The organism is Paenibacillus beijingensis, from assembly GCF_000961095.1.
Taxonomy (GTDB): domain Bacteria; phylum Bacillota; class Bacilli; order Paenibacillales; family Paenibacillaceae; genus Paenibacillus_O; species Paenibacillus_O beijingensis.
The window spans coordinates 1,320,692-1,341,425 of the sequence record NZ_CP011058.1 but is presented as its reverse complement, the minus strand read 5'-3'; the positions used below and the strand labels follow the sequence as shown (position 1 = coordinate 1,341,425).

At 49.5% G+C, this 20,734-nt stretch carries 19 protein-coding genes and 1 pseudogene; 15 read left to right on the top strand and 5 right to left on the bottom strand.

Annotated elements, in window-relative coordinates; genetic code table 11:
* Window positions 1-3: 3 nt before the first annotated feature.
* The 12 genes and pseudogenes from VN24_RS06230 to VN24_RS06175 all read left to right on the top strand — a co-directional run bounded on the left by VN24_RS06230 (window position 4) and on the right by VN24_RS06175 (window position 13,655).
* A complete protein-coding gene (locus VN24_RS06230; protein ID WP_238590840.1) occupies window positions 4-720 on the top strand; it encodes a DUF1028 domain-containing protein in 717 nt (238 codons plus the stop codon).
* Window positions 721-723: 3 nt separating this feature from the next.
* A complete protein-coding gene (locus VN24_RS06225; protein ID WP_148505201.1) occupies window positions 724-1,911 on the top strand; it encodes an amidohydrolase in 1,188 nt (395 codons plus the stop codon).
* Between the two features lie 40 nt (window positions 1,912-1,951).
* Window positions 1,952-3,730 carry a helix-turn-helix domain-containing protein gene (locus VN24_RS06220; RefSeq protein ID WP_045669684.1) on the top strand — a complete coding sequence of 593 codons (1,779 nt, stop codon included), beginning with the start codon at window positions 1,952-1,954 and terminating at the stop codon, window positions 3,728-3,730.
* A gap of 162 nt (window positions 3,731-3,892) precedes the next feature.
* Window positions 3,893-4,006, top strand: a pseudogene (locus tag VN24_RS28065) (AAC(3) family N-acetyltransferase); the annotation flags it as partial.
* A gap of 630 nt (window positions 4,007-4,636) precedes the next feature.
* A complete protein-coding gene (locus VN24_RS06210) occupies window positions 4,637-5,596 on the top strand; it encodes an ABC transporter permease (protein ID WP_238590839.1) in 960 nt (319 codons plus the stop codon).
* 15 nt (window positions 5,597-5,611) lie between these two features.
* The gene (locus tag VN24_RS06205; protein WP_045669682.1) at window positions 5,612-5,881 is read left to right on the top strand and encodes an ABC transporter permease family protein; all 270 of its coding nucleotides are present in this window, start codon (window positions 5,612-5,614) and stop codon (window positions 5,879-5,881) included.
* A gap of 32 nt (window positions 5,882-5,913) precedes the next feature.
* Window positions 5,914-6,366, top strand: a complete 453-nt coding sequence (locus tag VN24_RS06200) for a type 2 periplasmic-binding domain-containing protein (protein WP_148505200.1) — start codon at window positions 5,914-5,916, stop codon at window positions 6,364-6,366.
* A 74-nt stretch (window positions 6,367-6,440) separates the two neighbouring features.
* On the top strand, window positions 6,441-9,191 hold the full coding sequence (locus VN24_RS06195; RefSeq protein ID WP_045669680.1) for an alpha-mannosidase: 2,751 nt from the start codon (window positions 6,441-6,443) through the stop codon (window positions 9,189-9,191).
* Window positions 9,192-9,231: 40 nt separating this feature from the next.
* Window positions 9,232-10,041, top strand: coding sequence for a carbon-nitrogen hydrolase family protein (locus tag VN24_RS06190; RefSeq protein WP_045669679.1), 810 nt, complete (start codon window positions 9,232-9,234; stop codon window positions 10,039-10,041).
* Window positions 10,042-10,373: 332 nt separating this feature from the next.
* Window positions 10,374-11,375, top strand: a complete 1,002-nt coding sequence (locus tag VN24_RS06185) for a zinc-dependent alcohol dehydrogenase family protein (protein ID WP_045669678.1) — start codon at window positions 10,374-10,376, stop codon at window positions 11,373-11,375.
* Window positions 11,376-11,429: 54 nt separating this feature from the next.
* Window positions 11,430-12,929, top strand: coding sequence for a xylulokinase (gene xylB, locus VN24_RS06180; RefSeq protein ID WP_045669677.1), 1,500 nt, complete (start codon window positions 11,430-11,432; stop codon window positions 12,927-12,929).
* A gap of 66 nt (window positions 12,930-12,995) precedes the next feature.
* The gene (locus VN24_RS06175; protein ID WP_045669676.1) at window positions 12,996-13,655 is read left to right on the top strand and encodes an alpha/beta fold hydrolase; all 660 of its coding nucleotides are present in this window, start codon (window positions 12,996-12,998) and stop codon (window positions 13,653-13,655) included.
* A 117-nt stretch (window positions 13,656-13,772) separates the two neighbouring features.
* On the opposite strand, the gene VN24_RS06170 is transcribed toward VN24_RS06175, so the two are convergent.
* Window positions 13,773-13,904, bottom strand: coding sequence for a DUF4023 domain-containing protein (locus VN24_RS06170; RefSeq protein WP_202967414.1), 132 nt, complete (start codon window positions 13,902-13,904; stop codon window positions 13,773-13,775).
* A 243-nt stretch (window positions 13,905-14,147) separates the two neighbouring features.
* On the opposite strand from VN24_RS06170, the gene htpG reads away from it, so the two are divergent.
* Complete coding sequence (gene htpG, locus VN24_RS06165; protein WP_045669674.1) at window positions 14,148-16,028, top strand: molecular chaperone HtpG; 1,881 nt, start codon at window positions 14,148-14,150, stop codon at window positions 16,026-16,028.
* 112 nt (window positions 16,029-16,140) lie between these two features.
* On the opposite strand, the gene VN24_RS06160 is transcribed toward htpG, so the two are convergent.
* From VN24_RS06160 to VN24_RS06145, 4 genes are all read right to left on the bottom strand, one after another.
* Window positions 16,141-16,785 (bottom strand): ABC-2 transporter permease, encoded by a 645-nt coding sequence (locus VN24_RS06160; RefSeq protein WP_045669673.1) that lies wholly within the window; start codon window positions 16,783-16,785, stop codon window positions 16,141-16,143.
* Window positions 16,786-16,813: 28 nt separating this feature from the next.
* Window positions 16,814-17,677 carry an ABC transporter ATP-binding protein gene (locus tag VN24_RS06155; RefSeq protein ID WP_045669672.1) on the bottom strand — a complete coding sequence of 288 codons (864 nt, stop codon included), beginning with the start codon at window positions 17,675-17,677 and terminating at the stop codon, window positions 16,814-16,816.
* A gap of 2 nt (window positions 17,678-17,679) precedes the next feature.
* Window positions 17,680-18,054: a GntR family transcriptional regulator gene (locus VN24_RS06150; RefSeq protein WP_045669671.1), complete on the bottom strand. Its 375-nt coding sequence runs from the start codon at window positions 18,052-18,054 to the stop codon at window positions 17,680-17,682.
* 135 nt (window positions 18,055-18,189) lie between these two features.
* A complete protein-coding gene (locus VN24_RS06145; RefSeq protein WP_045669670.1) occupies window positions 18,190-18,735 on the bottom strand; it encodes a glutathione peroxidase in 546 nt (181 codons plus the stop codon).
* Window positions 18,736-18,955: 220 nt separating this feature from the next.
* On the opposite strand from VN24_RS06145, the gene VN24_RS06140 reads away from it, so the two are divergent.
* Entirely contained in the window at window positions 18,956-19,333 is a 378-nt protein-coding gene (locus VN24_RS06140; protein ID WP_045669669.1) for a DMT family transporter, read from the top strand.
* A gap of 91 nt (window positions 19,334-19,424) precedes the next feature.
* Entirely contained in the window at window positions 19,425-20,300 is an 876-nt protein-coding gene (locus tag VN24_RS06135) for an AraC family transcriptional regulator (RefSeq protein WP_045669668.1), read from the top strand.
* The last annotated feature ends 434 nt before the right edge of the window (window positions 20,301-20,734 follow it).

Sequence of the window (20,734 nt, the reverse complement as noted above, 5' to 3'; positions counted from 1 at the left end):
GCGATGCCTATTCTGATCAATCCGCATCGGGCAATGCCCGACTTCTATTGCAATACGTTTGCTATCATAGCCCGCTGTCCGGACACGAAGCAGTTCGGTGCGGCAGTCGCCTCCAAGTTCCCCGGGGTCGGCGCCTATTCTCCGGTCATCGACCCCGAGGCCGGCATCGTCGCGACGCAGGGGTGGGTCAATCCGACCCTTGGACCGCTCGGGATCGAGCTGCTGCGCGGGGGGATGACGGCGAATGAAGTGCTGAACAAGCTGCTCCTCGAGGATCCGGGGCGGGAGCTGAGGCAGGTGTCCGTCGTCGACCGGTTCGGCAATTGCGCCGCCTATACAGGCAGGGAAAACGACGATGTGAAAGGTCATCTGATCCGGGATCAATTCTGCATCTCCGGCAATCTGCTGGCGAACGACTCCGTTATGGGTGCCATGGAAAAGGCGTACGCATTATGCGATGGCGATTTCGCAGACCGGCTGCTGGCCGCGCTGCAGGCGGGCTCGCGGGCGGGCGGCGACAGACGGGGCAAGCAGTCCGCAGCCATCAAAGTGGCGGCGATCGCCGGCTTTCCGTTCATCGACTTTCGGGTCGACGACCATCCGGAGCCGGTCGATGAGCTTGAACGCATTTACAGGGACAACAAAAGCGTGCTGATCGATCAGTACTACGACTGGGTGGATGCCGTGAAGCAGGGCATTCCTTTGGAAAAGAAGGGTTAACGAATGGAGATGAGCAGGTCGATCGTTATCCGCAATGCCCGCATTATGACGATGGAAGGCCCAATGATCGAGCGGGGGGCGGTTCGCATCGCCGAAGGCCGGTTAATTGAAGTTTCTTCCCGGACGGAGCCGGATCATGATAACGACGAAGATGCGCTCGTTATTGAAGCGGATGGCCGGCTGTTAACGCCCGGGCTCATCGATCCCCATACGCATCTTGGCATCGACGAGGAGGGGGTCGGTTGGGAAGGCGACGATTATAACGAGACCTCGGAGCCTGTCACACCGCATCTTCGCGCGCTGGACGGCATCTATTCCTTTGACCGGGGGTTCGCCGAAGCCGCGGAAGCCGGCATCACCACCGTTCAGGTGCTGCCCGGAAGCGCCAATGTTATCGGCGGACTTATGTGCTGCCTGAAGGTGCTCCCCGGAGCGCTTCTGGAGGAGATGCTGATGCTGCACCCATCCGGGCTTAAAATGGCATTGGGGGAAAACCCCAAGAAATACCACGGAGCCGCGGCGGGACGGGCGCCGCTGACCCGGATGGGCATTGCCGGCTTGATCCGCGAGCAATTCGTGAAGGCCGCCATCTACATGCAGGAGCGGGAAGCTGCCGGCGCGGCGCAAGCCGGCCGCGATCTGCGGATGGAGGCGCTCGTACTTGCGCTGCAGAGACGGATTCCGGTCCGGGTTCACGCCCATCGGGCCGACGATATCGAGACGGCCGTTCGGATCGGCAAGGAGTTCGGACTCGACCTGACGGTCGAGCATGCGACCGAAGGCCGCCGGCTGGCCCACCTGCTTGCGAAAAACGGCGTGGATTGCTGCATCGGACCGACCTTATCGTCCCGCAGCAAAGTGGAGCTGCGGGAGATGGGCTGGGAGACGTATGCGGCTCTTCACGAAGCCGGGGTGCGGATTTCGTTTACGACGGATCATCCGGTACTGCCGATCCAGTATTTGCCGATGTCGGCCGGGCTGGCGGTCCGGGCGGGGCTTTCCGCGGAGGCGGCATGGCGCGGCCTGACCCTCAATGCGGCCCGCCATCTCCGCTTGTCGGAGCGGACCGGCTCGCTGAAACCGGGCAAGGACGCCGATCTTGTGCTTTGGGACGGTGACCCCGTTACCGAAGGCGGTCAAGCCGAACTGACAATTGCCGGCGGCCGCATTACGTTTGACTCGAGTAAGTAAGAGCAAAGATTTTGAACTTTCAAAGGTAGGAGGGGGTACCGTGGCAGATCGTTCGTTTCTATCGCTCATGCGTATTGCCCGGACTATCGTTTCGTCGATCAACGAAGAGCAAATGCTGGATTTGATTTTGCAGTCGGCCATCGACGCCATTCCGGCCGCCGATACCGGATTTCTGTTTCTGTATGACGCTCGAATCCGCAAGCTTGCGGTGCACTCGGTAATCGGCTTCGACAAATCTGCATCCGCGATGACCCGTCTCTCGCCGGGAGAGGGGATCTCAGGGCGCACGTTTATGAGCGAAAAGCCGATGTTCATTAACGGGAAAGAGAATATACGCTCGGCCATGGCCAATATGACCGAGCTTAACCATAAGTATTATCTCGATTCGACGATTTACGCCAACTATCCGAACAGCTGCATTGCTGCGCCGCTTATGTATGGCGGCCAGTGCATCGGCGTATTGACCATCGACAATTTCGCCAGCCCGGAGCCGTTCGGCGACGAGGACCTTATTCTGCTCCAGGGCTTCGCCGATCTTGCGGCCGTCGTTCTGGAGCGGAACCGGTTGTTCCTTCAAGTGCAGAAGCAGAACCGCGAATTGCAGATGACGCACGAGGCGCTGCGCAAAGAGCATGAGCGGCTGCAGATCACGATCGATTTCCATAACCGGCTCAGCCACCTAGCCGCCAAAGGACAAGGCACACCGGAAATTTTGGCCGCGCTGTACCATAACATTAAGGTGCCCGTTGCCGTTTATGATCCGCTGCTGACACCCGTTGCGAAGCTGCCGGAAGGCGGCGATTTCCGGCTGCCGGACCATTTTCTCCAGCATCCGGCCATGCAGTGGGTACAGCGCAACCGGAATTGGCAGCGCATCGATCTGCCCGAGGGCGGCGGTACGTTGCTCGTCACGCCGATTGTCGGCGCGGAAAGGCTGCTCGGCTATCTATGCGCCCGGACGGGGCCGGAAGGATTCGTGGACGCCGGCAAGCTGATCTTCGAATACAGCGCGACCGTTCTGGCGCTTGATTGGGTGAAGAAAGAGGCGGTGCGGGAGTCGCAGGCGCGGGTCAAGGACGCTTTTCTCGAAGATGTACTGGCCGGGGAAATGAATGTCCAGCTTCAGGAGCAGGCGCGGTATCTCGGTCTGGAGAAAGACAGCTATTATGCCGTACTGCTGACAAGCCCGATGGAGATGAACGTGCAGACCGCTCTGGAACAGCTGTTGCAGCGAATGCCGTTCCAATATTTATCCGTCGAGCGAAGTCAGCGCAGCATTATGATCCTGAGCCTTCCGGCTGCGATGGAACCGGGCGAGCGTCAATCGGCTTTCCGTGCCTTGCTTTATGAATTGCAGCGCATGCGAACGATCGAAGGAGGAATTGGACGTCTTTATCAGGGGCTGGACCGGGTAAGCCGCTCTTATCTTGACGCTCAGCAGAGCGCTCGTCTGCTGGATAAACGTGAGCGCGGACGAGGGGTGATCTATTTTGGTGATTTGGGAATTATCCGTTTCCTGATCCGGCACAACCGGGAAGAGCTGGAGGAATATCTCCGCGACGTGCTCGATCCGATCATGGCGTATGACCGGGAGAAAAACACGAGTCTGCTCCAAACGCTGCTTGCATTCGTAAAGAACGATAAAGACCTGCGGAGCACGACACAGGAGCTGTCCATCCACCACAATACGCTCTATTACCGGATCGGACGCATTCGCGACCTGCTCGGTTATGCGTTCGACGAAGGCGACGACTGGTTTAACGTCAAGATGGCCTGCCACATCCACAGGTATCTTGGCGAGGATGAGAATGGACCATAAAATACAAGGTTAAGGACCAGAATGCGAGATGGATGCTGGAAGGGGAGTTTCAGCAGGCGAAGCAGGCTCTGGTGAATCAAGGCCGGGAACGGTTTAAACGGACGATTGATTTGGTCAACGAATGGATGGAACTGTAAGGGACGGGCTGCATGGGGCAGCGGAATGGTTCAGGATCTAAGACGGCTTGGTATTCGGGAGGGGGACCAACTGCTGGTCCATTCCTCTTTATCCAGTCTGGGATGGGTTTTCGGGGGTCCGCAAGCGGTGGTGCAAGCAGGCAATGCTGCTTGCAAACTGTTCGATATGGGGGAAGCGGTAGATTACGCAAAACAGTGGCTGATGCAACATCGATTAAACGGTTGATGCAGCCCTGATAAGTAACAAGCCGAAAAAAACCATTGCAGGATTTCAGCTGCAATGGTTTTTTTGTGGACCAAGCAGCCGCACTGCCTTTCAGTCTCCGAAGCGAATGGGCGCGAAAACTCGATTCCATATCTAAAACGATTTCTATAGAAGCCTCAAATGGCTGGATCCATAGTAGATTACTTTACCCTTCAAGAAGTAGGTTGCCGATATAATAATCTTTCTTCTGATATTGAACTCGAGAAAAACAATGACGTTATATTAACTAACATAAAACAATAAAAAGATTAAAGAAAGTAATTGACACGTTATTTATTGTAACATATAATTAGTTTATAAATGTTATCGAAAACGTTTTAGGTCTTGTGAATGATGATTTGCTAATACAAATCTTACATGAGGTGGCGTTGCGTGACGAAATCACAACTTATAGGGCGCTCTTTGCACTTTTTCTAAAACGTTTTAGGAAATTGATGGATGATTAAAAACTGCTTACTTTATAACTAAAAAGTCATCTATTTCAAAAGGAGGCGACGTGCATTTATGGATGTGGAACAAACTCCCCAATTGAAAGCATCCGGTTTATCCATGAGAGCACCCGGTTTATCGTGGTGGCGGCGAATGAAGAAGCATCGAAATTTATACTTCATGTTATTACCTACCTTAACTTATTTTTTCCTTTTCCACTATGTCCCCTTTCTTGGTATCAGCATCGCATTCAAAGATTTTCAGCCCTTCGTCGGCATTGCCGATAGCCCGTGGGTAGGACTGAAACATTTTATCATGATCTACCAGTCCGACGATTTTTATCAGTTATTAACCAATACCTTGCTCATTAGCAGCTATCGGCTTATTTTTGGATTTCCCGTTCCGATTATATTCGCATTGCTGCTGAATGAGGTAAGAAAACAATCCGTTAAAAAGACCGTTCAAACGATTACATATTTTCCGCACTTTCTTTCCTGGATCGTTTATGGAGGATTGATCCTTTCTTTTATCAGCCCGGCGGGGATCATTAATGAAATATTAAAGGGTTTTGGCATTCCTGCAATCGATTTTGTTACGGGTCCTGATTATTTCCGTTCCATTCTGGTGATCACAGGTATTTTAAAGGATTTTGGGTGGGGAGCCATTATTTATTTAGCAGCATTAAGCGGTATCGATCCGTCATTATACGAGGCGGCTACAGTCGATGGCGCCGGCAGATGGAAAAAGATGATTCACGTGACATTACCCTCCCTTATTCCAACTGTATTTCTCATGTTGATTATACAGATCGGTTATATTCTGGATGCGGGCTTTGAACAAATTTTTGTGATGAGTAATCCGACGGTGTATAGCGTATCGGATATATTTGATACCTATGTGTACCGCATCGGCATCGAACAGGCTAACTTCAGCGAGGCCACGGCAATCGGACTGTTTAAAGGGATTGTCGGCTTTATCTTAATTGTGTCGGCTAACCGAATTATTAAACGAAGCGGCGAGCCAACGCTATGGTGAGGAGGGTGAAGGGCCGTGGTTGAACAAAAAAATCGTCTGGCTGATCTTTTGATTTATTCCATTTTAGCTTTTGCCTGTTTGGTCACGATCCTCCCGATCGTTCACGTTTTCAACGTTTCCTTGACCTCTGCAAACGAGATCCACAAGAGCAATCTTCTTTTATGGCCTAAGGAGCTGACGTTTCAAGCCTATAAGTATTTATTTTCTACGGGCGCATTGCTCAAAAGCTTCTATATCACCGCGTTTATTACGATTGTATTTTCAAATACCTGGACTGGCAGTTAACCGACGGTCTGGACCTCATGAAGTATGGCGTTTTGGACAAAACCTATACGGAGAAAGACGGAGTTAAAACGCTAATCGCAAGTGACAAATTGCCTGACGATTATGCTCCTCTTGAAGTTCTTCGTGAAGTTGTTCCGCAATCCGAAGTAGATTCCCTGGAGAAGCTTCAATCGAAATTCGCAGATCACAAAGATCAATTCGAACATTTGAAACAAGTATACAATCTCTACCTGGAGAAATCCAAAATAAACAAGTATGCGGCGGATTATAGAAGAACCATTGCAAGCCCTGCGAATGAACAATATGGCTCCAAGCTGGCCGCGCTGGTTCAGGAAGGCTTAACGAAAGCCATTGTGGACGGCAAAACAGATCCGGGTCAAACCTTTGACGATTATGTAGCGAATTATTACAAGAGCGGCGGTCAACAGGTTCAGGATGAGCGGAACAAGCTGCAGCAGGATAAAACAAATCCTTTTGTAAAATAAACGGGTTATCAGATCCGGCGTGAAGTGAACAAGTTAACTAGCGCCGGATCTTTACTTACGGGAGCGGAGTGACCATGAACAATCGATTTGTTTGCCATCTCATTTCTCATACCCATTGGGACCGCGAATGGTATTTGCCGTACGAAAAACATCATGTTCGTCTCATCCGGTTAATGGACGAGTTATTGGATCTGTTGGAAAAAGACGCTGGCTTTAATAGTTTTCATTTGGACGGACAAACGATCATTCTCGAGGATTATTTACAGGTTCGCCCTGAAATGCGGGGCAAACTGGTTCAATACATTAAAGAAGGCAGATTGCATATCGGCCCATGGTACATCTTGCAGGATGAATTTTTAACAAGCAGTGAAGCCAATATCCGAAACCTGATGACCGGATTTCAAGATGCCAGACAGTATGGCAATGTTGTATCAAAACTGGGGTATTTCCCGGACTCCTTCGGGAATATGGGACAGGCCGCACAGATATTGCGGCAGGCTGGAATTGATACCGCCGTATTTGGACGGGGGGTAAAGCCGACAGGATTCAATAATGCGGTGGAGGATCAAACAAACCATTTTGAGTCACCGTTTTCAGAGATGATATGGCAATCCCCGGATGGGTCCTCTGTTCTAGGAATCCTGTTTGCTAACTGGTACCACAATGGAATGGAAGTGCCGGCAGAAGAGGAAGAAGCTTTAGGTTATTGGGAGAAAAGAATTGAGGATGCAAAGCGGTACGCTTCCACCCCTCATTTATTATTCATGAACGGCTGTGACCATCAACCCGTTCAAACGGACTTGACTGCTGCGCTGACAACAGCAAGAAAAGTATTGCCCGATGTTCAATTCGTCCATTCCAGCTTTGAACGCTATATTGAACAGGTTAAGCCGTCGCTGCCAAGCCATTTATCTGTCGTGAAAGGGGAATTGCGGAGCCAACATACGGATGGATGGTTTTCTTTAGTCAACACGGCTTCAGCCAGAGTTTATATGAAACAAAAGAACCAGATCGGCCAGGCTATGCTGGAGAAGGTGGCCGAGCCTTTGGCCGCATTTGCTCATCTTCTTGGGCAGCGTTACCCTCACCATTTGTTTACGTATGCATGGAAAACGTTAATGCAGAATCATCCGCACGACAGCATTTGCGGCTGCAGTATTGACGAGGTCCACCGGGAAATGATGACCCGTTTCGATAAAAGTCTCCATGTTGCAGAAGTAATTGTTGAAGAAAGTTTAAAAGCGATCACCCGGCATATCCAGTCCGATGTTTTTACGGAATTTTCCGCAGAGGCTGTGCCGTTCTCCGTTTTTAATACGAGCGGCTGGGTGCGAACAGGTGTTGTTTCTGTCGTATTGGAAATCAAGCGTTTGCCGATTGACGGAAAAGTCCCCGCTCTCGTTGTAGAGGAGTTACAGAAAGAGAGCGATGAGGACTGGATTCTGGTGGATCGTCACGGCAATAAAATCTCTTCTGTCATGGAAGACCTGGGAGTGCAATTTGGCTATGATCTTCCGGAGGAGCGGTTCCGCCAGCCTTATATGGCCCGCAAACATAAGCTTACATTTGCAGCAGAGGATGTACCCGCTCTCGGGTTTAAGACGTATGCATGGATAAAAAATCCGGTCCGCTCGGATGCCGCTCATTCAGAGGCTGTACCTAATTCCTCTCTAGTAAGCGGGGAACGGGAAATGGAAAACGAATGGTTAAAAGTGGCCATATCCGAAGATGGCCGGTTAGTCATTACGGAAAAACAAAGCGGACATACGTTTTCGGAACTTTTAGCTTACGAGGATGTAGGTGATATTGGAAATGAGTATGTATTTAAACAACCTGACGGGGAGAGTGCAATCACAACGAAAGGCCTGAAAGCCGCGATTAGCCTTATCGAGGATCACCCCTATCGTGCTTCCTTTGAAATCATCCATGAATTAGCCATTCCAAAAGGCGCCAACGAGGTATTGCAAACCGAAATCAGCCAAATGGTTTTGTTCAAAGAACGAAAGGCGCAGCGCGTCGAAGAAACGGTGCCGCTTAAGATCGTCACTCGTGTCAGCCTGGAAAAGGGCGGCAAAGGGGTGAAGGTAAAAACAGCTTTTGACAACAAGGCAACGGATCATCGATTGCGCGTCTTGTTTCCTGTTGATTTGAAAACGGATGTATGCTCGGTTGATTCGATTTTTGAGGTGGCCCAGAGAAATATCCAGCCGGCCCCGGAATGGGAAAACCCAAGCAATTGCCAACACCAGCAAGCATTTGTCGATGTGAGTGATGAGAGGGCAGGACTGACGATTGCCAACCTTGGGCTGAATGAATACGAAATTTTAAGAGACGGGCGCAACACGATTGCTTTAACTTTATTACGCTCGGTCGGTGAACTCGGGGATTGGGGAGTGTTCCCAACACCGGAGGCGCAATGTTTGGGCGAGCAGACCGCCGAGTTTGAAATTATTCCGCATCCGATTGATGGTGTACGTTCCGGAGCCTTTGTGGAGGCCTACCAGTTCCAGATTCCATGGACTGTGCAGCAAACCGGGGTTCATTCAGGAAAGCTGCCGGCCGATTTTGGACTTCTGGAGTGGAGCGGAGAGGGTATCGCTTTTTCGAGTATGAAAATAAACGATCAGACGGACGATTTAATCATCCGTTGGTTCAATATGATAGTGGAAGAATCGGAAATAGCAATTAAAGTCAACGCGTCCATCAAGGAAGTCTATACAAGCAACGTTCTTGAAGAAATCATTCAACCCATTGCGCATACAGATACGGTTTCTATTGATGTTGGCCCAGCGCAGATTACGACCTTAGGGATGAAGTTTATGTAAAATTCGAGGCTTAATCAGACTCATGTATGGAGGGAATTAGATGACACAACTAAATGTAGGGCTTGTGCAAATGGATTCCGTCATTAAAGATATCGAAAGCAATATTCAAAAAGCGGAATATTATATCGATCAAATCGGTCAAGAGACGGACATCATTTGTTTTCCGGAGCTATTTTCGACAGGATATAACTTCGATCTGATTCAAGACGAATTCTATACATTGGCGGAGACAATACCGGGTCCGACGGTGGAACGATTAGCCATCAAAGCAAAGCAATATCAGACGGCTATTATCGGAAATATCGTAGAAAAAGATGAGCTCAAAACCGGTGTTTTGTATGATACCGCTTTTGTCATCAATGAGAAAGGCGAGTATATCGGAAAATATCGAAAAGTACATCTTTATCCGACGGAACACCGATACTTCCGAAACGGTGCTGAATTTCCGATCTTTGAACTGTTCGGGACGAAGGTAGGCGTAGTGATCTGTTATGACCACGCTTTCGAAGAATGTTTTCGGATTTTGGCGCTTAAAGGAGCCGAAATCATTTTTATTCCTTCGGTTATTCCTAAAAACTTTGAATACTTGTTAGACCTCCGTACTAGCGCTCGGGCACAGGACAATCAAATTTTTACGGTAGCTGTAAATAGAGTAGGAACGGAGAACGGGTTCGTATATTGCGGAAAAAGCAAAATTGTCAATCCGCGCGGCGAAGTTGTGGTTGAAGCGGGCGACCAAGAGGAAGTTTTAATCGGACAAATTGATACATCCTTAATATTTAAAGAGAGAAAGCAAGAACCGGTCTTTCGGGATCGAAGACCTGAATTGTATGCCGAGCTTACCAAATAAGGGGGTCGTGCAGAGCGATGAAAACGAACGAACCGGCCAAGGATAAGCCCCTTGATCGGTTCGTTTTTCGCTTTTGAAGCTGAAGAGCTTGATTGATATGATTAAAAACCTGCTTAGGGGACAGCTCTTTGATCTTTCTTTTCGGCAGTCTGGAGGCAGGTGCGGAGCCATTGACATTAATTGCACGGCGGATTATGATGGGCTCGGACTTTATTTTGTGCTGACAATCTCAAATTGTAAGCGGATTCAAATTGTGAAGGAGAGGCTTGATCGCCGCCTTCACGCTAAATGCCGTCATCGATTAGCTCATTCACATAACAGGAGGCGTAAAAATGAGTCAGGAATCGCTTATTCTTCACAAGCCGGGGGAAATTGAAATTAGGCAGGTCGACCGGCCTTCCATCGGCAGCAACGATGTGCTTATCAAAGTGTCGGCCTGCGGTATATGCGGCACCGACCGCCATATTTTTCACGGCACTTATCCGGCATCCTTGCCGGTTTCACCGGGTCATGAGTTTGCGGGAGTCATCGTGGAGACCGGAAGCGGGGTCAAGCATGCCGCCGTTGGCGACTTTATTACGGTCAACCCCAACATTTGGTGCGGCCATTGTCCTTCATGCCTGCAGGGAGCTCCGCATTTGTGCACGGCTATGCGCGCGCTCGGCGTCAATCTGAATGGCGGGCTGTCGTCGTATTGCGTCGTTCCGGAGGAGCTCGTCTATAAAATAGCGCCGAACGTCGATCCGTTGCAGGCTTGTCTGGCAGAACCGGTCTCATGCGTGCTGCATGGATTGGACCGGCTGCAGATTAAGGCGGGCTATCGCGCGGCGGTATTCGGAGGAGGCTTCATCGGCCAGTTGATGCTGCAGACGCTTCGGCTCCAGGGAGCAAGTGAGGTCACCCTGATCGAGCCGCAGGCGCATAAACGTAAAGTCGCGGCGGAACTCGGTTTCCAGGCGATCGATCCGTTTGCCGGGAAATCGGCGCTGGAGGAACTGGCCGATCTTGATGTAACGGTTGATTGCGCCGGAGCAGGCGATGTCCTGATGCAGTGCGTCCGGGCGACGAAGCAGGGCGGGGACATCCTGCTGTTCGCCGCTTATCCGCAGGGCAGGACCGTATCCATTGAGCCGTACGAAATTTTCCGCAAGGAGCTGCGGGTGATCGGCTCGTTCACGTATCCCGATACGCAGGTGCGGGCAATTCGGCTGATCGAGGCCGGGGCGTACAAGCTCGATTCGATCCTAACGGAGATTGGTTTGGAGGAGGTCGAAGACTTGCTCCAAGGAAAACGTGATGAAGATGTGATCAAAGGCGTCGTCAGAATGACTTAAAGGAACGACCTGCTCGACCGCCTGCCACTCCACTGCAGAAGGAGAGAATCCGAATTGAGCTTACTGCTAGGTATTGATCTGGGAACTTCAAGCGTAAAGGCGCTGCTGATGGATATCGACGGCAGGATGCTAGGGATCGCCCAAGAGCATTATGATATCGACGTTTCAAGGAACGATTGGGCCGAGCAGTCGCCCGAAAAATGGTGGGCCGCCGCAGCCCGCACGATCCGCAAGCTGCTGACGGATACAGGGGCCGATCCCCGAAGCATACGCGGTGTAGGATTGTCCGGCCAAATGCATGGACTCGTTGCCCTCGACGCAGCAGGAAGGCCGGTCAGGCCGGCAATCATCTGGCCGGATCAAAGATCGAAGCGGCAGGTTGATCGAATCAATGACGTAATGGAGCGGATGAGCCTTGCCGGTGAAACGATGAACAAGGCATCCACGGGTTTTGCGCTCGCGTCCTTGCTGTGGATGCAAGAGAACGAACCCGAGCAGTACGCCGCCGTTCATAAGATTGTTCTGCCCAAGGACTATATCCGCTATAAGCTGACCGGCCGGCTTGCTTCCGAGGCGACCGACGCCTCCGGCTCGGTGGCGTTTAATACACGCGGCAGACAATGGTCCTACCCGCTAATCGAAGCGCTGGACATTGCGGGCACGATATTCCCGGAATGCCTGGAGCCGCTCGATATTGCCGGCGAAGTCACGACGGAAGCGGCGCGGGAAACAGGGCTGTACCCCGGCACGCCCGTCGTGTGCGGAGGATCCGACCAATGTATGCAAGCGGTCGGCAATGGGGTCGTCGAACCCGGCTGGGTGACCTCGAATATCGGGACGGGGGGCCAAGTCGCCGCCATGGTATCCAATCCGATTTACGATCCGCAGTGGAGAATGAATACCTTTTGTCACATCTTCCCGGGCTCCTGGGTGATCCAGGGCTCTAATCTGAACAGCGGCCTTGCGCTGAAGTGGCTGAAGGAAAATGTACTGCAGGCAGCAGATTTTAATATTCTGATGGAGATGTGCTCGCATGTGGATGCGGGAAGCGAGGGCGTGCTTTTTCTGCCTTATTTGGCAGGCGAACGAACGCCCCACATGGATCCGGCAGCAAGGGCGGGTTTCCTTGGCATGACTTTAAAGCATCGTAAGGAGCATTTGGTGAGAGCGGTTGTAGAAGGTGTCGTTTACGCGCTCCGGGACTCGATGGAGCTGCTGGGGCAGCAGGGAATTGCGGCCGACAAGGTGATCGCATCCGGCGGCGGCGCGAAGCATAGTGTATGGCTGCAGTGCCAGGCGGATATATTCGGCAAGCCGGTTTATACGACCAAGGTGAAAGAAGAAGCATGCGTCGGCGCGGCGATCGTCGCCGGAACCGGTGTCGGCATCTATCGGTCGATAAGCGAAGGGTGCAATCAGGCGGTAGCCCTGGAGGAGCGGTATTATGAGCCCGATCAGCGGCATCAAGAGCTGTACGACCATTACTACGGACTATTCAAACAGCTGTATATCCGTAACAAGGAGCTGTTCACAAACTGGACGAAGAACCATTGAGCAGCAAAAAATTGTATTTTCAGATACAATAATAGTTGAACACATCTCAAATCCGAGGAGATGCCGATGGAGATTGAAGGATCGGGGCATAAAGTCATGTTACTGCACGGGTTCAGCAAAAATAAAAAAGATATGATGGAGCTGCAGGCGAATTTATCCCGTCACCATTTTGCATGCATGCCGATTGATTTGCCGCTGACGTTTAAGAGCATCGAGCATTGCGCGGTTGTTTTGGAGGGAATATTTGACGGGCTCGTCCCTGCATTAAAGACCGGTGAAAAAATAAGCTTGGTCGGTCACAGCAGCGGCGGATTGGTCATTCGCAAGTTTCTGTCGGATACGAAGCACCTGGACAGAGTGAACAAGTGCATTTTGATTGCAACTCCCAATCAAGGGAGCGAGCTCGCCGATTTTTTGGCAAAGGTCTCCAGAACAGGCGTCAAAATTTTCAAGACATTGGAATCGATCCGAGGCAAGAGCGTCCGCCATCTAAACATGAAGGAAACGGACGTCAAAGTCGGGGTCATCGCCGGAAATAACAGCAATCTGCTGCTGGGGAAGCTGCTGAAGGGCGATAATGACGGGCGTGTCACCGTCGAGTCCGTTTATTTTGATGGAATGTACGATTTTATCGTCCTGCCGTACGGACATAAAGATATTCATTACCGCAAAGAAACGGCCGATTTAATTCGAAAATTCATTGCTTCGAGCAAATTCAAATTATAGAAGGGCCTGTCCGGGAAGCCCGGCAGACCCTCTTTGTTCATGCTGTCACCCTTTTAATGAGCCGGCTGGAAGGCCGGGAAATTAATTTTTGCAGTTCGAGCATGGAATCGTGAAGTGCTATTTGTTCGTGCTGTGCTGCTTGTTCGGCAGCTGCTGGCCCGGATTTCCTTGCCCTTGATGTTTTTTATTTTGTTCGGCTTTTTTCTGCGTATCTTGCAGTTTCTCGACAAAATCATGCGTATTTTCCAATGATTTGCCCTCCTTCATGTTGGATCTGTCTGTTACTTTAACCATCTCTCCGCCAATACATGCATTCCCTGCATCGGTTACCATATTGACTCAAAAATCATCCTATGTTATATAAAAATAAGATTTAGCACTCGATCCGTTAGAGTGCTATTTCCGAGTCGACCGGTTTAACGAACATCTCCAACTTTTTACGACGACACCGATTCACACTTTATTTTTTGAATTGAAAGGAGCTCCATTTTCATGGCAAAGAAACAGTTTCAAGCCGAATCGAAACGACTGCTGGACATGATGATCCACTCCATTTACACGCAGAAGGAAATCTTTCTCAGAGAGCTTATTTCCAATGCGAGCGATGCGATCGACAAGCTGTATTACAAAGCGTTAACCGACGATAAGCTCACGTTCAACAAAGAGGATTACTACATTAAAGTAACCGCCGATAAGGCCGGCCGCACGCTGACCATTACCGATACGGGCATCGGCATGACCCAGGAAGAGCTGGAGAACAATCTCGGCGTCATCGCCAAGAGCGGCTCGCTTGCCTTCAAGAACGAAAACGAGCTGAAGGACGGGCACAACATCATCGGTCAGTTCGGGGTCGGATTTTATGCGGCGTTTATGGTTGCGGATGTCGTGACGGTCACGACGAAGGCCGTCGGCAGCGATCAGGCTTATAAATGGGAGTCTGAAGGTGCGGACGGATACACGATCGTGCCGGGCGAGAAGGATTCGACCGGTACGGAAATCGTTCTGAAAATTAAAGAAAACACCGAAGACGACCAATACGATGAATTCCTGGAAGAGTACCGGCTGAAAGCGATTATTAAGAAATACTCCGATTTTATCCGGTACCCGATCAAGATGGATGTGAAAGGCCAGCGGCCAAAAGAAGGCGGCGACAATGAATTCGAGGAGTACGAGGAAGAACAAACCGTCAACAGCATGGTGCCGATCTGGCGCAAAAACAAAAATGAGCTGACAGCGGAAGACTACAACAATTTTTATCATGAAAAACGTTACGGCTTCGACAACCCGCTGAAGCATATCCATATTAGTGCCGATGGCGCGGTCGTATACAATGCGATTCTGTTTATCCCTGAAAATACGCCTTTCGATTATTATACGAAGGAATACGAGAAGGGACTGGAGCTGTATTCGAACGGCGTGCTGATCATGAACAAATGCGCGGACCTGCTTCCGGACTATTTCGGCTTTGTGAAAGGGATGGTCGATTCGGAAGACTTGTCGCTGAACATCTCCCGCGAGATGCTGCAGCACGACCGCCAGTTGAGCCTGATCGCCAAAAACATCAAGAACAAAATCAAGTCCCAATTGCAAAGCATGCTGAAAGACGAGCGCGACAAGTACGAGCCGTTTTATAAAGCGTTCGGCAGACAGCTGAAATACGGGGTATACAGCGATTACGGCACCCATAAAAACGATCTTCAGGACCTGCTCCTGTTCTATTCTTCCAAGGAGAAGAAGCTGGTTACGCTGGACGAATACGTTTCGCGAATGCCGGAAGACCAGAAGTACATCTATTACGCTTCCGGAGAATCGATTGAGCGGATCGAGAAGCTGCCGCAAATCGAGGTCGTATCCGATAAAGGCTACGAAATGCTGTACTTTACCGACGATATCGACGAGTTCGCGATCAAGATGATCATGACGTACAAAGAAAAAGAGTTTAAATCGGTGTCGAGCGGTGACTTAGGCATTGAGCCGGAGGCGAATGAGAAGCAGTCGGATGCGGAGGAGAGCGATAACAAGGATCTTTTTGAATCGATGCAATCGCTGCTGTCCGGCAAAGTAACGAAGGTAAGAGCTTCGAAGCGGCTGCGGTCCCATCCGGTCTGTCTGGCGGCAGAAGGCGATCTGACGATCGAGATGGAGAAAATATTAAAAGCGATGCCGAACAGCCAGGACGTGAAAGCGGAGAAGGTGCTGGAAATCAACGTCAACCACGAGGTGTTCCAGTCGCTGAAAGACGCTTTCGCGAAAGATAAAGAGAAGCTGAATCTGTACACGAACCTGCTGTACAATCAGGCGCTGTTGATCGAGGGGCTGCCGATCAGCGATCCCGTTGAATTCACCAACGATATTTGCAAAATTATGGTGTAAGCACCGCGAAGCGAAAAAATAGAGACCTGGTTATGCCGGAGCATGCCAGGTCTGTTTCATTTTATAAAAGCTTCTTGATCCTAGAGCTCTTATTTACTACGTCTTTTGGTATCTAAAAATCTTTTTTGGAAAATATACGGACTGATAAGAGATAAGAAACAAGCACACATGAAAGCGTAATAACAGCAAAGCTGAGAATTGGCTGATCGGCCATTGCAGAACCCCAACTTCCACTACGACTAAGCGAGAATAGCTTCCCCATCCCGTTTGTTACCAGAAAAAACATTGCGATCCCCAATAAACTCGCGGCCCGATATCCGAATTTGAAATGAAACGGATAAAAAATGGAAGCAAATAGATAAGTGGCACAAAGCGATAAAGCAGCGATTCTGATATCAAACGATTGGGTTAGGTTATAATGAAGTAAACGTTCTAAAACAAATAGTAAAACCACATACGAAATATAAGAAATCAACCACCAAAAGCTAATCATTACATACTTGGCAAAGATAATCGCTGTCCTCGTGGTTGGTAAACTGATAAGTAGTCTGTTTTGCATTTTTTCGCTTTCGCCGATATTAAAATTGGAATATAAGGTCATGATATAACCAATAAAACCGATACTTAGACTGAAGAGCTCGATCCCGGCGCCGGAGATGTTTCTTCCCAATGTTAAGAAATACGGCAATAAAAAGATCGGTGCTAAGTAAGCGAATTTTCTTTGTGTATAAAAATCTTTTATCATTAATCCAAACATCGTGTAAGAACTCCTTTCTGTTGCAAAATTAACGTTTTCGCACTTTTACCATATAGTACATGATGTCTTCCAGAGTGGGCCGATCCATTCTGAGATTGAACTCCGTCTCGAATTGCTTTGTCTCGTTCCTTTTCATAAATGCTTCGAACCCGAGTGACGTTTCTTTCATTGCATCGGGCTGGTACCCTCTCACTTTCTCGGCCAGGCTTAACGGTCCCTTAACGAGCAGGTAATCATCCAGCAGCTTTTGCGTTTCCTCGCACAGCACAATTTTCCCGTCATGAATGAAAGTAATGTAGTCGGCCACTTGTTCTAAATCGGTGGTAATGTGCGTCGAGAAGAAGATCGCCTTGTTTTCGTCCTGAATGACATCCAGCAGGATGTCCAGCAGCTCTTTTCGGAAAATCGGATCAAGTCCGGAAGTCGGTTCATCCATAATAATTAGCTCCGCATGATGGGATAGAGCGACGGCTAAAGCAAATTTCATTTTTGTTCCTTTTGACAAAGCTTTCACCGGCTTCGTTAGAGGAACTTCGAAATCCTTTATATACCGGTAGAATGCATCGTCATCCCACTGATCGTAGAATGAAGAGACAATGCGTTTGTTCTTTTCGACGGTCAAATCCTCAAAAAAAACATCCTGATCATAGACGAACCCGATACGCTGCTTTAATGCTTTCATATTGTTGCGGTAATCGGTACCGAACAGTTTAATTTCGCCGCTTTCGATGTGTACAAGATCCATGATGCAGCGGAGCGTGGTGCTTTTCCCTGCCCCGTTTGGACCGATAAATCCCATGATGTAGCCTTTTTCCAGCGAAAAACTGACATCCTGCAACGCGAAATCCTTAAACCCTTTGCTTACGTGATTCAATTCCAGAATCGTTTCCACTTTCAATCCTCCCCGTATAATTGCGTGATATGGAGAATCAGTTGTTGGAGGGTGATGTCATACTTTTTGCTGTCTTGAACAATCTCTTTCAACTGCTTCCGAACCGTTTCCAATTGCCGTTGTCTTAACATCTGCTTGTCGCTCAAGGAAACAAACGACCCTTTGCCAAGGACGCTGTCAATATATCCTTCGCGTTCCAGCTCTTCATACGCCCGTTTTGTTGTAATCACGCTGATTTTCAATTCTTGTGCCAGTTTCCGTATGGATGGAAGCTGCTCGCCTTCCAACAGCTGGCCTTTTAAAATCTGTTCGATAATCTGATGTTTGATTTGCTGATAGATCGGCAGGTCGCTCGAATTTAAAAGTATGATGTCCATTTGTAACCCCTATAATAAACTGTATATATACATTATATACAGATTATTTGATATGTCCAGTCCATAACAAAAAAACCAACCCAAAACGGATTGGTCAGTGAGGTGGACATGCCAGCTCTCTATTATTTTATAATTTTATAATAGCGCCTCTATGAGGGGGCTGATATCGAGCGGGTCGACGGGCGATTCCAGCCGGTTCACAACGCGGCCTTCGCGGTCGACGAGAAATTTGGTGAAATTCCACTTCACCTCGTTATTGAGCAGCGATTCCGGCATTCGTTCGGCGAGCATGCTGTGCAGCAATTTGCCGGCGGACTGACTTTGGTCGAAGCCCGTAAACGGCGCTTGTTCCGTCAAGTAGGCAAAGAGCGGATGCTTCGTTTCCCCTTTTACGTCAATTTTCTCAAACAAAGGGAAGGAAACGCCATAATTGAGCTGGCAGAAGATGTTCACGTTCTCGTTGGAATCGGGCTCTTGTTCGCCGAATTGGTTGCAGGGGAATCCAAGCACGACAAAGTCCCGGTCTTTATACGTTTCATACAGCTTCTGAAGATCGGCGTACTGCGGCGTGAAGCCGCATTTGCTGGCCGTGTTCACGATCAGGAGCACCTTGCCTTTGTATGTATCCAAGCTGATTTCCTGACCGCGAATATTGTTTGCTTTGTAGTCGTAAACGCTCATATCCATTCTCCTCTTCCAGTACTTTCTGTAAGGATTATTATATTCCATCTCATTTTCATAGTGCCTACTAGTAGGTAGAATGTCAAGGGTCTCTCTCAATCGACTTGAAACGATCCTATCCGAACGATATAGTTTAGTATGTAATTTGGCAGACAAATCTAGAAATTGATGGAGTCGACCCTATCATTTTGTGCGAGTAGGGTAGAGGGAGCTGAAGTAATTGGCGTATTTATTTTTAGCGATTTCAATTGTGAGCGAGCTTGTCGGAACTTCCATGTTAAAAGCGTCCCAAGGGTTTACAAGGCTGCTTCCCGTGTTAGGGATGATCGTTAGCTTTACTTGCGCATTCTTCTTTTTGTCATTGTCGCTGAAGACAATACCTTTAAATGCCGCTTACGCCATTTGGTCCGGCATTGGCGCGATTGCTACGGTTGTCATATCGGTATTAATCTGGAAAGAAAGAATAAATACAGGAAGTATAATTGGAATTGCCTTAATCGTAGTCGGGGTCGTCATTTTGAACCTCTTTGGACCCGGTCATGGCGGCGAGACAGCAGATTCCTCCCGGTCCGAGCAATTGATCGCCCAGAAAAAATAAGCGATGAGCCTGGCTTCGGGAATGCCTTGCCGTTTGTTGCAGACGCATTGGAATGTTAAGTTTGGAACGTCCCTAAGGAGGTGATGGAGGCGTGAGCGACAGAATCGTCAAAGTGCCGCAAGGGTTGACGGCGGAGCCTTACCATCAAAGCGCATTAACGGCGAAGGGGCTCTCCGTCATCGAATCGTGCTCGCATACCGACGGCAAACAAGGCTCCATGTTCCTGGAAGACCATCTTCTGCTGTTCGTGCTGCAGGGCACTTACACGGTCCGCCACGGCAGCCAGACGTACAAGGTCGGCAAGAATGAGATGGTGCTGCTGCAAAAAGCGATCGTCGTCCACTATGAGAAATCGGGCGAACCCGATCGAGATTACCTGCTGGACTACATGATGTTTTTTCTGAAAGAGGACCTGCTGAAAGATTTCATGATGATGGCGCAGCTTCCATCCGTCAAACCGGCCGGCCTCGTTCCGGTATCCGTCATGCCGATGAACGACCGCCTGCTCGCTTATGTCGAATCGCTGAAGCCTTATTTCAACGAACCGGATTCGATCAGGGATAACCTCATTCGCATTAAGCTGCTGGAATTGCTGTTCGACCTTGCCGATGCAAACGAGAGCTTCATGCGGCAATTCGTGCAATTGAAGCAGCAGGCGCGCACCAATATTTCGGCCGTTGTCGAGGAGAACCTGATGAATCCCGTCTCGCTGAACGATCTGGCGTATTTGTCGGGAAGAAGCCTTTCCAGCTTTAAGCGCGACTTCCAGACGATTTACAACGCCCCGCCTTCGCAATGGATAAGGCACAGGAGGCTGGACAAGGCGAGGGAGCTGCTGGCCCATTCCGCCATGTCGGTAACGGATGTTTGCTTTGCCACCGGCTTCGAGAGCGTGGGGCACTTCTCCAGAGTGTTTAAAGAGCGGTTCGGTCATCCGCCTTCGTCCCTCAAACAGCAGTTAAGTTAAACGTCGACGGCTTGAAGAGGCTGTCTCATAAGTATTCACATGAATGAGCTAGTCCTTAATAGGACACAAGAGGACCTCCAGTTTCGTCACTGTGAGGTCTTTTCTCAATGTTCATTCTAATGGGTGCACTTCACCGCCGGCAACGCGGAGTCGGAGGTCCTTTCCTCGCAAACCTGCGAATGTGCAGGTTTTATCGATCGAAATCGCATCTCGAGAGGGAAAACCTGCAATTGTACAGGCATTTCGGGCTTTTATTGCCTGAACATGCGATTGGGTCGGTGAGAAGATGTATTTTCGCAGGAATTTTAACGCAGTCGAAAAATAACAAGAAAAAAGATGTACGAACGCAGGAATTTCAAAAATGACCCCTTCGTGCAGAGCTGACAAAACGAACGAACCGGCCGAGATGAGCCTCTGGATCGGTTCGTTTACGC